Origin of the sequence: Actinomadura physcomitrii (assembly GCF_008923205.2) — a bacterium.
Classification (GTDB): Bacteria; Actinomycetota; Actinomycetes; order Streptosporangiales; family Streptosporangiaceae; genus Spirillospora; species Spirillospora physcomitrii.
Map to the genome: position 1 here is coordinate 1 of NZ_WBMS02000049.1, position 12,793 is coordinate 12,793.

Consider the following 12,793-nt stretch of genomic DNA (forward strand, 5'->3'; position numbering starts at 1 on the left):
TGCCGGATCCTCGCTCTCACAGCGGCGATATGGCACAACGACAAGACCGGACAGTCGATCAAGCGGTCACTGACTGCCTATGATCACTGACTGCAACGACACTCCTTGGACTCATTCATCTAGCCGGGGTCTGCGGTCAGGTAGGGGGAGGCCGCTTCGCGGCCGATCAGCGGCAGCAGCACGAAATAGGTGAGGGCCGGCAGCAGCGACGGCAGCTCCTCCGCCTCGCCCGTCTCCATCTGCACGTGGATCGCGCTGTAGATCCCGCCGACGATCGCGTCGATCACCGCGACGGGGACCGGCGGCAGCGACGGGTCCTCGAAGAACGCGCGGAACCGGGCGAGGTTGTCGATGCGCGCCTGCCGCACCTGCGGGCCCGCCGCGTTCACCTCCACCAGCGACGCCCGCGCGAACCGCGGCTCCGCGGCGAGGATCGCGAGCATCCGGCGCAGTGCCGCCCGGATCCCGTCCGGCCACGACGGCGCCGCCTCGTACGCCTCCGTCATCCGCCGCAGCAGGATGTCCATGCCGCGCTGGTAGGCGGCCAGGAAGCAGTCGTCCAGATCCGTGAAGTGCGTGTAGAACGTCTTCTTGGTGACGCCCGCGCCCTCGGTGACCCGCCCGATCGTCGTGTGCGCGAACCCGCGCTCGGACACCACCTGCACGAACGCGTCGATGAGCCGCTCGCGCTGGATGCCGGCGACCGTCTCGGGGGACAGCCCGTGCCGCCCCGGCTTGATCGCGCGGCCGGGATCCAGGGCGGACCGCGAGCCCGGCAGCACGTCCGTGCCGCCGGCCTCCGGGACACCGGGCTGCCCTGCCATCACACCTCGATCCCCGATCACCTGCCGTCGGGATCACATTACTTCGCGTCCCCGCCGGACGGGGATGTCCCGGCGGTGCGGCGCGGGTCACACGCGAAGACGCCCGCGCCGGGCGGGCGCGGGCGTCCTCGATACGGCGATCAGGCGGGTACGGGCTCCGGTGCCCGGTCGCGCGCCGGCGCCTCGCCGGCCTGGTCGGTGTCGTCCGGGGTGGACGGGCTCGACGTCAGCTCCTTCGGCGGCCCGTTGAACACCGCCTCGTCCAGCAGTCCCTCGGACCGTGCGACCAGCACCGGGACGGTCAGCTGGCCGGTGACGTTCAGCGCCGTCCGGGCCATGTCGATGACCTTGTCGATCGCGATCAGGTAGCCGACGGCCTGCAGCGGCAGCCCGACCGTGGTCAGCGTCAGCGTCAGCGCGACCAGCGCCGGGCCGGGCGTGCCGCCGGTGCCGAGCTGCCCGATCACCGCGGCCAGCGCGATCAGCGCGTAGTCGGCGATGCCGAGGTGCACGCCGGTGTACTGGGCGACGAACACCGCCGCGACCGCCGGGTAGATCGCGCCGCAGCCGTCGAACTTGATCGTCGCGCCGAGCGGCTGCGCGAAGCTCGCGTACTCGCGCTGGACGCCGTTGCGCTCGACCGACACCCGCTGCGCGATCGGCAGCGTCGCCAGCGACGACGACGACACGAACCCGAACTGGATCGCCGGCCAGGAGTTGCGCAGGAACTTCAGCGGGCTCACCCGGCCGAACGCCCGCAGCAGCACCGGGTACCCGACCAGCAGCATGATCGCGACGGCCAGGTAGATCGCGCCGGTGAACTTCGCCAGCGGCGCGAGCGAGCTCGGCCCGTAGGTCGCGACGACCGAGCCGATCAGGAAGAACGAGCCGATCGGGGTGAGCCGGACGACCCACCAGACGACCTTCTGCATCACGGCGTACAGGTCGTCGATGAGGCTCGTCAGCCGCTCGCCGCGCGGCCCGATCGCGACGAGCGCCGCGCCGAACAGCACCGCGAACGTCACGACGCCGAGCACGTTTCCGTCCGCCATCGCCTTGACGATGTTGGACGGGAACAGGTTGTGCAGCACCTGCGTCCAGGTGACGGGGTCGGTCGTCGCGGACTCGCTGGCGAGCTTGCCGAGCCCCCGGCCCGGCTTGACCAGCAGCGCGACGGTCAGCCCGATCGCGGTCGCGATCGCCGAGGTGACCACGAACCAGCCGAGGGTCCTCGCGGTGAGCCGGGCGACGCTGCCGACGCCCCGCAGCCGCCCGACGCTCACCACGATCGCGGCGAACACCAGCGGCACGACGACGACCTTCAGCAGGCTGACGTAGACGTCGCCGAACGGGTCGAGCCAGTCGGCGGCGGTCCGCTCACCGCCGCCGAAGTTGTTGATCAGGGCGCCGGCGGCGACGCCGAGCACCAGCGACAGCACGATCTGCTGCCAGAACTGCCATTTCCAGACACGCGGGTTCATCGAGGGGTTCTCCAGGGCAGCCGTGAGCCGGCTGTGAAAAGGGGACGAGCGGTGGGCGCGGAGGGCTCAGCGGCTACACAGCACGCTGGCGAGGCGGCACAGGTCGACGTGCAGCCGCGCCACGAGCAGGACGCTCTTCCCGGAGAACTTCACGAATGCTCTGAACAGGCGCTTCCGGGCCGGATGTTCCCGGGGCCGGGGGTGACTCCTGTCACCGCAGCCGCCGGCGCCTCGACCGGGTCAGCACCCGGACGGTCCCGACGACCCCGAGCCCGATGAACACCACCGGCACCATCACCGCCGTCTCGACGGCGTGCCCGCCGGACAGCCCGTCCGCGAGGAAAGCCCCCGCGAGCACGAGGAAGAAGAGCCCGGTGACCGGCCCGGCCGGGTCGAACCCGCCGCGGCGCTCGGACCGCTCGGACCGCTCGGACCGCTCAGACACGGTGCACGTCCACGTCCCCGACCTTGCCGCGGATGCGCAGGTCGATCTCGGGCGGGTTCTTCACGGCCGTCCCCTCCGGTTCCAGCACCCGGATCACCTTGGCGTTCGGGCCGCTGGTGGTGCGGTGCTCGATGCGCAGGTCGCCGAGCGCGATCCGGGCGTCCAGCCGGACCCGGGCGCCCTGCGGGACCTTGACCTCCATCCCGCCGAGGCCGACCCGCGCGTCGACCGAGACGTGCTGGCCGGTCGCGAGCGGCAGGGCGGTCAGGTCCAGGGTGCCCTGGCCGACGCCGATCCGGTACTCCTGGTGCGTGCTGGTCGCGTTCATCGGCCGCCACTCCATGTCGCCGTACTTCAGGTTCCCCGGCAGGTGCGCCGCGACCGAGGCGGCCAGCAGCGCCAGGGCGAGCAGGGTTCCCACGGCGGCGAGGCCGCGCGTCCGGAACCAGCCGCCGACGATCAGTCCCAGCCCGACGACCGCGAGCGCGGGCGCCATGACGATCAGCGCCGACTCCGGCCCCGGGTAGCCGCGGGCGACCGGGACCAGCGCGGCGCCGGTGGCCATCGCCGCCAGCAGCGTGATCGTCGCCGCGGGCGACCTCGGGCGCCCGCGCCGCCGCTCCGGCGGGAGCGCGTCGTCCCACGGTTCCGCGGGCGGTGCGCAGGCGCGGGCCCGGCCGTAGTCGGCGAGGTCGATCATCCCGTCGGGCAGGCCGCCGCCCGTCCGGGCCGGCGTCCGCTTCTCCAGCGAGACGCTCGCGCCCGTGGTCCATTCGGCGGACGGGCCCGGCGGGTGCCCGGCGAACCGCTCCGGAAGGGACCTGGCCGCGCCGACGAGGTCGGCGCCCCGCGCGTGGGCGACCAGCATGACCAGCGCGAACACGACCAGCAGCGCGATCGAGTCGGTCGACACTCCGCCGAACAGGCTGAACGCGACGCCGAGGCACAGCAGCGCCCCGAGCGCCGACAGCACCGCCGGCGCGTCGAACCAGCGGCGGAACGCCCGTTCCGCCGCCGACGACTCGCCCGGGCTCGCCGGCATCAGCAGCACGGCGACGATGTAGAGGAAGACGCCCTGCCCGTGCGCGAGGACCAGCAGCCCGAACCCGACGCGGAAGACGACGGGGTCGATTCCCGTGTACCGCCCGAGCCCGGTGCAGACCCCCACCAGCACGCGCCGCTCCGGGTCCCGTGCCAGCCTCCGGCGCTCGCCGCCGTTGCGCTCCTCAGCCATGCCACCATCGTGGCCGCCCGCGGCGCCCGGCGGTATCGGGGACGACCCTGACCGGACCCCGAGATGCCCGGGGCCGGTGCGACCCTGAGGGAATTCGGGGTGCGGCCCTGATGCGGGGACGGCGCGGGCCGTGTGACGATCGGTGACGTGGGAGTACGTGGCGAAGGCCCGCGGGACGCGGAGGCGGCGGGCGGGGTGACGGCCGCGCCGCCGGCCGTGCCCGGGACGGCGCGGCTCGAACGGGCGCCGGACGGGCGGCTCGTCGCGGGCGTGGCGCGCGGGCTCGCCGCGCACCTCGGGGTCGACGTGGTGATCGTCCGGTCGGCGTTCGTCCTGCTGGCGGTGGCGAGCGGGCTGGGCCTCGCCGCGTACGGCGCGTTCTGGATCCTGGTACCGGCGGGGGAGGGCGCGGCGGGGCGGCGCGGCCGCGACGTGGGGCAGCTCGCCGTGTACGCGGTGGTCACGCTCGGCCTGGCCGCGCTGCTGCTGGGTGCGGCGGACAGGGCCGGCGGGCTGATGCAGTGGGCGATCTGGCCGTTCGTGCTCGGCGGCGTCGGTGCCGCGATCCTGTGGCAGCAGGCCGACCGGGACCAGCGGCAGCGGTGGGTGCTGCCGCTGCGGCAGCGCTGGCTGCGCAGCCTGCTCGGGCTGCTGCTGGTCGTCGGCGGGATCGGCGGGTTCGTCGCGCAGCGGGTGGACGTGGGGCAGGCCCGGTCGGTCGTCATCGCGATGCTGATCATCCTGACCGGGGTGACGCTGATCGTGACGCCGTGGGTGGTGCGGCTCTGGCAGGACCTCGACAGCGAGCGGGCCGAGCGCGTCCGGTCGCAGGAGCGGGCGGAGCTCGCGGCGCACATCCACGACTCGGTGCTGCACACGCTGACGCTGATCCAGCGGAACGCGCACGACGCGCGGGAGGTGCAGCGGCTCGCCCGGTCGCAGGAGCGGACCCTGCGGACGTGGCTCTACCAGCCGCGCTCGGACCCGGACCAGACGTTCGCCGCGGCGATCAAGGCGGCGGCGGGCGAGGTCGAGGACGATCACGGCGTGCCGATCGAGGTGGTGTGCGTCGGGGACACCGCGCTGGACGACCGGCTGGGCGCGGCGCTGCAGGCGGCGCGGGAGGCGATGGTGAACGCGGCGAAGTACGCGGGGGCGCCGTCGGTGTCGGTGTACGCGGAGGTGGAGGGGGAAGCCGACGGGGAGAAGGTCGCCATCTTCGTGCGGGACCGGGGGAAGGGATTCGACCTGGATCAGGTGCCGGAGGACCGGATGGGCGTCCGGGGGTCCATCATCGGACGTATGGAGCGCAACGGCGGCAAGGCCACCGTCCGTACCGCGCCCGGCGAGGGCACCGAGGTGCGGCTGGAAATGGACAAGGGATGAGCGAGCTGAAGCGGGTGGTGCTGGTCGACGACCACCAGATGTTCCGGACCGGGGTGAAGGCGGAGCTCGGCGGCGGCGTCGAGATCGTCGGGGAGGCCGGCGACGTCGACGAGGCGGTGTCGGTGATCCGCGCGACCGCGCCGGACGTGGTGCTGCTGGACGTGCACCTGCCCGGGGGCGGCGGCATCGAGGTGCTGCGGCGGCTGGCCGGGGTGGTGCCGTCGCGGTTCCTGGCGCTGTCGGTGTCGGACGCGGCGGAGGACGTGATCGGGGTGGTGCGCGGCGGCGCCCGCGGCTACGTGACCAAGACGATCTCGGGCCCGGAGCTGACGGACGCGATCGGCCGGGTCGCGGAAGGCGACGCGGTTTTCTCGCCACGGCTGGCGGGGTTCGTGCTGGACGCGTTCGCGGCGACGGACGTCCCGGCGGTGGATCCGGAGCTGGACCAGATCACCCAGCGGGAGCGGGACGTGCTGCGGCTGATCGCCCGCGGCTACGCCTACAAGGAGATCGCGAAGGAGCTGTTCATCTCGGTGAAGACGGTGGAGACGCACGTCAGCAGCGTGCTGCGCAAGCTCCAGCTGTCGAACCGGCACGAGCTGTCGCGCTGGGCCGCCGCCCGCCGCCTGGTGTAGCGGACGGCCGTCGGCGCTACGCGTTGGTAATGGGTGTGAGCAAAATGTAATGTCCGGGATGTCGGGCATCGTGATCAAGGGGTCCGCGGGGTGTGGCAGGGTCGCTGCCCATGAGCTATCCACCTCCCGGGCCCGCGCAGCCGGGTCCCGACCCCGCGGCCCCCTACCCGCCCCCGCCCATGCCGAGCGGACCCGCCTACGGCTCCGGGCCGCCGCAGGACAAGACGAACGGCATGGCCATCGCCGCGTTCGTCACCGGGCTGCTCGGCTGCTGCGGCATCGTCGGCGCCGTCCTCGGCGTCATCTCGCTCCGCCAGATCGCCGACCGCGGCGGCAAGGGCCGCGGCCTCGCCATCGCCGGCATCGCGCTGTCCGCGCTGTGGATCGTCGGCGGGACGATCGGCTACCTGGTCGCCCAGGGCTCGGACTCCTCGTCCTCCGCAAGCGGCCCGGACGCCACCCCGAAGCCGAAGACGACCAAGCCGGAGAAGATCGACGCGTACACCATGAAGGTCGGCGACTGCATCAACGACCCCGTCTCCTCCGGCAGCCCCGCCGACGCCTCGGCGCCGCCGGTCGAGGTGGAGAGCGTCAAGAAGGTGCCCTGCACCGGCCCGCACGACGGCGAGGTGCTGGCCGTCTTCAAGCTGACGCAGGCGGTGATGCCGGCCGACGAGGAGATGAGCCGGCTGGCCTCCACCGGATGCAAGCTGCGCATCCAGCGCAAGCTCGACCGCGACCCGGCCGCCGCGCACCTCGGGCGGTCGTTCTACTACCCGACGGCCGACTCGTGGCGGGACGGCGACCGCGTCGTGACCTGCCTGGCGGTGAACGCCACCGAGGGCAAGAAGCTCACCCGCCCCATCCGCGGCTGATCTCCGGCGGTCTCCGCTGGGCGGCCGGCCCGCCGCTCAGCCCGAGGGCCGCGATCAGCGTGCGAACGCTCAGTAGTCGCGCGGCTTGTAGGAGTTCGTGACGGCGGCGATGCCGTCCAAGCGCTCCTCGCTCGCCTCCGCCGCGCCCATCTCGGCGGCGATCCGGTCGCGGTTGCGTTCCATGTTCCCGAGCGCGAGGTCCTGGTTCGCCGTGACGAACTCGCGCAGCTCCGCCTCGTAGCCGGCGAACGCGAAGGCTCACCGCACGCGCCGACAGAACGCTGACGCCCCGCTCACCGGCCTGACGTTCCGCTGAGAGCCGCGTTTCCGGCCCGCAGGATCAGCCCGCCTCGCGCCCGCCCTCGCGCCCGGCTTCACGGAGGGCCGAGACAACCATGGACGAGACGTGCTCGACCGTCGCCACGCCCGCCGCCATCGTCGGGCTGTCGGCGCTGAACACCGCGACGAGGAAGTCGTGCCCGCCGCCGGTGATGCGGCCGATGCTGTTGACCGCCCAGCCGTTGCCCTCGAACCGCAGCGGAACCCACCCGTTCTTCAGCGCGACCTTCTCGCCGGGACGCGCCGCTGCGCTGACGCCCCACGCCTGCGAGGGCGTCACCGACCCCATCAGGCGGAGGACGTACCGGCGGTTCGGCGCGGTGAGCGGGCTCCGGTCCGAGGCGAGCATCCGCATGAGCTGCACCTGGTCGGCGGGGCTCGTCCACGACGACCCCCACGACACCGGGTACGGCTCTGTGTGCCCGAGCCCGAACGCCGCGTTCGCGTTCCGGAGCCCGGGCTCGCGGCCGATGCCGGCGTACAGCGCGTCCGCCGCCGGGTTGTCGCTCTTGCGGATCATCCGCGCGGCCAGCGTCCTCTCCCCGTCCGACAGGCCGGCGCGCTGCCGCTGGTGCTGCAGCAGCAGCGCCGCCAGAATGTCGACCTTGATGACGCTGGCGGTGACGAACTGGGACGTCTCGTTCACCCCGAACGCCGCGCCGCCGCGCAGGTCGGCCGCCATCACGCCGGCGCGGCCCGGCCGTCCCCGCAGGTAGGCCAGGACGTTGCCGCGCAGCCGGAGCGGATCGACCAGCGGTGCCTTCGCGACCGTCACCACCCGTCCCGCGGAGGAGCCGGGCTCGGGCCGGTGGACGCCGCCGGGCGGGTGCCCGTGCGTCATGATCCAGGTGATGCCCGTTCCGGCGGTCAAGCCGATGGCGATGCCGAGCACGGTGACGCTGCGCCGCATGCGATCCCCCGATTCGCGCGACGGCGGCCCGTCCCCCGGGGGCCGCCATGATCACCACGGCTCCTACCCGCCGGAACGGGAAGATCACCTGCGCCGGGACGGCGCCGCGCGCCCGGCGCAGGGTCAGAACTCGACGGGCAGCCGGGCCGGGCAGCCCGGCTCGCAGCGCTCGGCGTGCCACGCGACACGGCGCGCGAAGGAGCCGAACCGGCGGCGCAGCATCGCCCCCTTCAGCGGCGCGGTGCCCGGGATCCGCCCGTCGAACGACGCGCGCCAGCGGATCAGCGTGTTCACCCCGTGCGGCTCCAGCGTGATGTCGGCGCGGTAGCCGCGCGGCAGCCCGGAGAGGGCGACGTACCCGCAGTGGCGCGGCGGGTCGTAGGCGACGACCTCGTGCCGGGCGCGCGCCCAGAACGCGGCCCACTCGTCCCAGGAGTCCGCCACGAAGAGATGCTTGAAGATCACCTCTGGGGCGGCGTAGGTGGTGGCGGTGGCCTCGATCTCATGCGGCATGGCATCCCCCCTGAGTCAGGACACGGCGGATATGCCCGCTTCGAGGACAATTACGGCTGGTAACGCCATGAATTTGCAGCGTGACCGCCACCGGCCGGCCGCGCCGGGTCATGCCGTGTCGACGACCTGGAAGCCCTCGGCCAGCCGCCCGTCCCCGAACCCCGCCGCCTTGGCGTTCGCCGACAGCCAGCCGCGCAGCATCTTCGGCAGCTCGTCGCCCATGTGGGACGTCTGGCTGGCGTGCGCCCGCAGCGCGTTCACCTTCCGGTCGAACTGGTCGGTGATGTCGACGTAGTGGTTCACCACCGGGCCGCCGCTCAGCCACACCTCGCGCGCCGTCCACGCCTCCAGGCCCTCGGCGGCCAGCAGTTCGGGGAACGCGTAGGGGTTGCGCGCGTCCGGGTACACCGCGTCCAGCGCCGCGCCGCCGACCGCGCGGTGGTCGGGGTGGCTCGGGTAGATCCGCTCGTAGTTGCGCTCCGGGCTCGGCATCAGCACCCGGTCGGGCCGCACCTGCCGGATCACGCGGGCGATGTCGCGGCGCAGCTCCAGCGTCGCCTCGACCCGCCCGTCGGGGTAGCCGAGGAACCGGACGTCGGTGACGCCGACGCACTTGGCCGCCGCGCGCTGCTCCTCGCGGCGCAGCGCCGCCATCTCCTCCCGGGTGACGCCGTCGTCGAAACCGCCCGCGTCGCCGTCGGTGACCATCAGGTAGACGACCTCGACGCCCCGGTCCGTCCAGCCCGCCACCGATCCGGCGCAGCCGAAGTCGACGTCGTCCGGATGCGCCATCACGGCGAGGATCCGCTGCAGCCCGCTGTCGTCCAGAACGTTGGTCACGGATTCAACAATAAAGTCCCCGAACGGATCCGGGGCACACCCATGATCGAGCTTTCCGCGAACGCCCTGGCCGTGCGGCCGTGACGGGTCAGAACGACAGCAGGGACGCGAGGAGACGCTCCTGGAAGGCGCGCACGTCGCCGCCGACCGCGACCTTCACCGGGCGGCGGGTGTCGTCGGCGGGCAGCGATCGCGCGTCCCAGACGGTCGTGCCGCGGGTCAGCTCGCCGCGCAGCTCCACCCGCACCGGCCGCTGCACGTACTCGCCGAGGCCGGGGTCGACCGCCAGCATCGCGGCGAGCGCGTCGTGGATGACCGCGCCGCGGCGCCGCAGCGTGGGCGTGTAGGCGTCGGCGTAGAACGACAGGATCCGGGTGGCGAACGCCGCGACGGGCGAGCCGTGCGCCGCGAGCCGGTCGAGCCAGTCGTCGTGGACGGCGGTCGGGTGCGTGGCGTCCAGCGGCACCAGGACGACCGGCCAGTCCGCCGCGAACACCAGGTCGGCGGCCTCCGGGTCGTGCCAGATGTTCGCCTCGGCGTGCGTGGTGATGTTGCCGGGGTGGCCGAACGCCCCGCCCATCACGACGACCTCGCGGATCAGCGCCGGCAGTTCCTCGTCCAGCAGCAGCGCCGCGCCGAGGTTGGTCAGCGGGCCCGTCGCCAGCAGCGTCAGCTCCCCCGGCCGCTCCCGCGCCAGCCGGACGATCTGCGCGGCGGCCGGCTCGGCGACCGGCCGTCCGGCCGGCTCGGGCAGGTTCGTGTCGCCGAGGCCGTCCCGGCCGTGCCAGTCGAGCGCGTAGTGGACGTCCTGGGCCATCGGGCGGGCCGCGCCGACGGCGACCGGCACTCCCTTCTCGCCCGCCTCCACGCCGGCCGCCTCCAGCACGCGCAGCGTGTTGAGGGCCCCGGTCAGCGGGTCGATGTTGCCGTGCACCGTCCCGACGCCGGCGAGCTCGGCCTCGCCCGCCCGGACGAGGGAGGCGAGGTAGAGCAGGGTCAGGGCGTCGTCGATGCCGGTGTCGCAGTCGAACAGGAGAACGGGAGCATTCGTCACCCGTGCAACCTACGACGGGCGGGCCGCCCGGGGCATCCCGATAAGACCGCCCGGGGCGTTCCCGGCGGACCGGCGTCTGAAGATCGTGATTGGGTCTGGGACGGGACGCCGTGCCGGGGTAGAGCTGAGACATGCGCAAACTCATCAACGATCCGGAGAACGTGGTCGCCGACGCGCTGCGCGGCCTCGCCGCCGCGCACCCGTCGCTGCGAGCCGATCCCGAGAACGGCACGGTCGTGCGGGCGGACGCGCCGCGGGCCGGCCGGGTCGCCCTGGTGTCGGGGGGCGGCTCCGGGCACGAACCGCTGCACGCCGGGTTCGTCGGCCACGGCATGCTCGACGCGGCCTGCTGCGGCCAGGTGTTCACCTCGCCCGTCCCGGACCAGATCATCGCCGCGACGATGGCGGTGAACGGCGGCGCGGGCGTGCTCCACATCGTCAAGAACTACACCGGCGACGTCCTGAACTTCCGCATGGCGGCGGAGCTGGCCGAGGACGAGGACATCGAGGTCGCCTCGGTGATCGTCAACGACGACGTCGCCGTGGAGGACAGCCTCTACACCGCCGGGCGGCGCGGCACCGGCGCCACCCTGTTCGTGGAGAAGATCGCGGGGGCGCTCGCGGAGGAGGGCGCCGACCTGGCGTCCGTCGCCGCCGTCGCCCGCGAGGTCAACGAGCGGAGCCGCTCGTTCGGCGTCGCGCTGTCGCCGTGCACGGTCCCGGCCGCCGGGGAGCCGACGTTCCAGCTCGAGGACGGGGAGATGGAGCTCGGCATCGGCATCCACGGCGAGCCCGGCCGCGAGCGCGTCCCGCTGGCGGACGCCGACGCGATCGTGGACGCCTCCCTCAGCGCGATCGAGGCGGACATGCCGCTGGCGGGGTCCGAGCTGCTCGTGCTGGTGAACGGGATGGGCGGCACCCCGCTGATGGAGCAGTACATCGCGTACGAGGCGGCGGCCCGCTGGCTGGAGGGGCACGGCGCCACGGTCGCCCGCCCGCTGGTCGGCCCGTACGTCACCAGCCTGGAGATGGCCGGCAGCATGATCAGCGTGTGCCGGCTGACTCCGGAGCTGACCCGGCTCTGGGACGCGCCCGTCGAGACGCCCGCGCTGCGGTGGGGACGGTGACCGCGTCGATGGAAGGCGATGCGGAAGGGCAGGCGGGCGGGCGGCTTGACGCGCGAGACGCCGCGGCGTGGATCCGCCGCGCCGCCGAGCTGGTGTCCGCCGAGGCCGAGCGGCTGACCAGGTTGGACGCGGCGATCGGCGACGGCGACCACGGCCACAACCTGCACCGCGGGTTCACCGCGGCCGTCGCCGCCCTCCCTGGCGAGGCCGAGCTCGCCGAGATCCGGCCCGGCAAGGTGCTGATCGCCGCCGGGCGCGCCATCGTGTCCAAGACGGGCGGCGCGTCAGGCCCCCTCTACGGCACGGCGCTGCGCCGCGCCGGCAAGGCGCTCGGCGACGCGTCCGAGGCGGACGCCGCCGCGGTCGGCGCCGCGCTGAAGGCCATGGTGGAGGGCGTCCAGGAACTGGGCCAGGCGAACGAGGGCGACAAGACCATGATCGACGCGCTGGCCCCGGCCGCCGCCGCCTACGCGACCGCGCTCGACGGCGGCGCCGGCCTCGCCGCGGCCGCCCGCGCGGCCGCCGACGCCGCCGACGCGGGCGCCGCCGCGACCGTCCCGATGCAGGCGCGCAAGGGCCGCGCCAGCTACCTCGGCCCGCGCAGCACCGGGCACCTCGACCCGGGCGCCTCGTCCACCGCGCTGGTCCTGCGCGCCCTCGCCGACGTCACCGGACGGGAGTGACCGTGGTCGGGATCGTGCTCATCTCGCACAGCCGGACGCTCGCCGAGGCCGTCGCCGAGGTGGCCCGCGCCATGGGCGTCGGGAAGGCCGCCGTCGAGCCCGCCGGCGGCGACTCCGAGGGCGGCCTCGGCACCAGCATCGACCTCGCCGAGGACGCCGTGCGGCGGGCCGACGGCGGCGACGGGGTGCTGCTGCTCGCCGACATCGGCAGCTCCGTCCTCACCGCGAAGATGCTCATCGAGGACGCGGACGGCGAGGAGATCATGCTCGCCGACGCGCCGCTGGTCGAGGGCGCGATCGCCGCCGCGTCCATGGCCGCGACGGGCGCCGGCCTCCCCGCCGTGCACGCCGCCGCCGAAGCCGCCCGCGAGCACCGCAAGACCTGATCGGCCTGTCACCGCCGCGGGCGGGCTCCCCGAGGCGGGGGACGGCCCGTGGACCGGGGGC

The 12,793-nt window shown here is 73.8% G+C and carries 15 protein-coding genes; 6 read left to right on the forward strand and 9 right to left on the reverse strand.

The window, feature by feature from the left end; genetic code table 11:
- Window positions 1-119 precede the first annotated feature (119 nt).
- The 5 genes from F8568_RS39280 to F8568_RS39295 form a co-directional block, all read right to left on the reverse strand.
- On the reverse strand, window positions 120-824 hold the full coding sequence (locus tag F8568_RS39280) for a TetR/AcrR family transcriptional regulator (protein ID WP_151598700.1): 705 nt from the start codon (window positions 822-824) through the stop codon (window positions 120-122).
- A gap of 140 nt (window positions 825-964) precedes the next feature.
- A complete protein-coding gene (locus F8568_RS39285; RefSeq protein WP_151598702.1) occupies window positions 965-2,305 on the reverse strand; it encodes a dicarboxylate/amino acid:cation symporter in 1,341 nt (446 codons plus the stop codon).
- A 66-nt stretch (window positions 2,306-2,371) separates the two neighbouring features.
- Window positions 2,372-2,458, reverse strand: coding sequence for a putative leader peptide (locus tag F8568_RS51295; protein WP_360747061.1), 87 nt, complete (start codon window positions 2,456-2,458; stop codon window positions 2,372-2,374).
- A 58-nt stretch (window positions 2,459-2,516) separates the two neighbouring features.
- Window positions 2,517-2,750, reverse strand: a complete 234-nt coding sequence (locus F8568_RS39290; RefSeq protein WP_151598704.1) for a hypothetical protein — start codon at window positions 2,748-2,750, stop codon at window positions 2,517-2,519.
- Window positions 2,743-3,984: a PspC domain-containing protein gene (locus F8568_RS39295; protein ID WP_151598706.1), complete on the reverse strand. Its 1,242-nt coding sequence runs from the start codon at window positions 3,982-3,984 to the stop codon at window positions 2,743-2,745. The genes F8568_RS39290 and F8568_RS39295 overlap by 8 nt, the downstream gene beginning before the upstream one ends.
- Window positions 3,985-4,179: 195 nt before the next feature.
- Between F8568_RS39295 and F8568_RS39300 the strand changes: the two genes are divergently transcribed.
- From F8568_RS39300 to F8568_RS39310, 3 genes are all read left to right on the forward strand, one after another.
- Window positions 4,180-5,370: an ATP-binding protein gene (locus F8568_RS39300; protein ID WP_407924510.1), complete on the forward strand. Its 1,191-nt coding sequence runs from the start codon at window positions 4,180-4,182 to the stop codon at window positions 5,368-5,370.
- Window positions 5,367-6,005, forward strand: a complete 639-nt coding sequence (locus F8568_RS39305; protein WP_151598708.1) for a LuxR C-terminal-related transcriptional regulator — start codon at window positions 5,367-5,369, stop codon at window positions 6,003-6,005. The genes F8568_RS39300 and F8568_RS39305 overlap by 4 nt, the downstream gene beginning before the upstream one ends.
- 110 nt (window positions 6,006-6,115) lie before the next feature.
- Window positions 6,116-6,880, forward strand: coding sequence for a DUF4190 domain-containing protein (locus F8568_RS39310; protein ID WP_151598710.1), 765 nt, complete (start codon window positions 6,116-6,118; stop codon window positions 6,878-6,880).
- A gap of 340 nt (window positions 6,881-7,220) precedes the next feature.
- Here the strand turns inward: F8568_RS39310 and F8568_RS39315 are convergent, their stop codons facing one another.
- The 4 genes from F8568_RS39315 to F8568_RS39330 form a co-directional block, all read right to left on the reverse strand.
- On the reverse strand, window positions 7,221-8,129 hold the full coding sequence (locus tag F8568_RS39315; RefSeq protein ID WP_151598711.1) for a serine hydrolase: 909 nt from the start codon (window positions 8,127-8,129) through the stop codon (window positions 7,221-7,223).
- A 123-nt stretch (window positions 8,130-8,252) separates the two neighbouring features.
- Window positions 8,253-8,642: an SRPBCC family protein gene (locus F8568_RS39320; RefSeq protein ID WP_151598713.1), complete on the reverse strand. Its 390-nt coding sequence runs from the start codon at window positions 8,640-8,642 to the stop codon at window positions 8,253-8,255.
- Window positions 8,643-8,750: 108 nt separating this feature from the next.
- Window positions 8,751-9,434, reverse strand: coding sequence for a PIG-L deacetylase family protein (locus tag F8568_RS39325; RefSeq protein WP_202125878.1), 684 nt, complete (start codon window positions 9,432-9,434; stop codon window positions 8,751-8,753).
- 136 nt (window positions 9,435-9,570) lie between these two features.
- Window positions 9,571-10,536 (reverse strand): nucleoside hydrolase, encoded by a 966-nt coding sequence (locus F8568_RS39330; protein WP_151598715.1) that lies wholly within the window; start codon window positions 10,534-10,536, stop codon window positions 9,571-9,573.
- 131 nt (window positions 10,537-10,667) lie between these two features.
- On the opposite strand from F8568_RS39330, the gene dhaK reads away from it, so the two are divergent.
- The 3 genes from dhaK to dhaM are packed head-to-tail and all read left to right on the forward strand — an operon-like array spanning window position 10,668 to window position 12,732.
- A complete protein-coding gene (dhaK, locus tag F8568_RS39335) occupies window positions 10,668-11,663 on the forward strand; it encodes a dihydroxyacetone kinase subunit DhaK (RefSeq protein WP_151598717.1) in 996 nt (331 codons plus the stop codon).
- An 8-nt stretch (window positions 11,664-11,671) separates the two neighbouring features.
- A complete protein-coding gene (dhaL, locus tag F8568_RS39340; RefSeq protein ID WP_151598719.1) occupies window positions 11,672-12,346 on the forward strand; it encodes a dihydroxyacetone kinase subunit DhaL in 675 nt (224 codons plus the stop codon).
- A gap of 2 nt (window positions 12,347-12,348) precedes the next feature.
- The gene (gene dhaM / locus F8568_RS39345) at window positions 12,349-12,732 is read left to right on the forward strand and encodes a dihydroxyacetone kinase phosphoryl donor subunit DhaM (protein WP_151598721.1); all 384 of its coding nucleotides are present in this window, start codon (window positions 12,349-12,351) and stop codon (window positions 12,730-12,732) included.
- Window positions 12,733-12,793 lie beyond the last annotated feature (61 nt).

Bases quoted from the DNA above. Each gene is read 5' to 3' on its own strand.
- F8568_RS39280 (WP_151598700.1), bottom strand. From the start codon at position 824: ATGGCAGGGCAGCCCGGTGTCCCGGAGGCCGGCGGCACGGACGTGCTG.
- F8568_RS39285 (WP_151598702.1), bottom strand. From the start codon at position 2,305: ATGAACCCGCGTGTCTGGAAATGGCAGTTCTGGCAGCAGATCGTGCTG.
- F8568_RS39295 (WP_151598706.1), bottom strand. From the start codon at position 3,984: ATGGCTGAGGAGCGCAACGGCGGCGAGCGCCGGAGGCTGGCACGGGAC.
- F8568_RS39305 (WP_151598708.1), top strand. From the start codon at position 5,367: ATGAGCGAGCTGAAGCGGGTGGTGCTGGTCGACGACCACCAGATGTTC.
- F8568_RS39310 (WP_151598710.1), top strand. From the start codon at position 6,116: ATGAGCTATCCACCTCCCGGGCCCGCGCAGCCGGGTCCCGACCCCGCG.
- F8568_RS39315 (WP_151598711.1), bottom strand. From the start codon at position 8,129: ATGCGGCGCAGCGTCACCGTGCTCGGCATCGCCATCGGCTTGACCGCC.
- F8568_RS39320 (WP_151598713.1), bottom strand. From the start codon at position 8,642: ATGCCGCATGAGATCGAGGCCACCGCCACCACCTACGCCGCCCCAGAG.
- F8568_RS39325 (WP_202125878.1), bottom strand. From the start codon at position 9,434: ATGGCGCATCCGGACGACGTCGACTTCGGCTGCGCCGGATCGGTGGCG.
- dhaK (WP_151598717.1), top strand. From the start codon at position 10,668: ATGCGCAAACTCATCAACGATCCGGAGAACGTGGTCGCCGACGCGCTG.
- dhaL (WP_151598719.1), top strand. From the start codon at position 11,672: ATGGAAGGCGATGCGGAAGGGCAGGCGGGCGGGCGGCTTGACGCGCGA.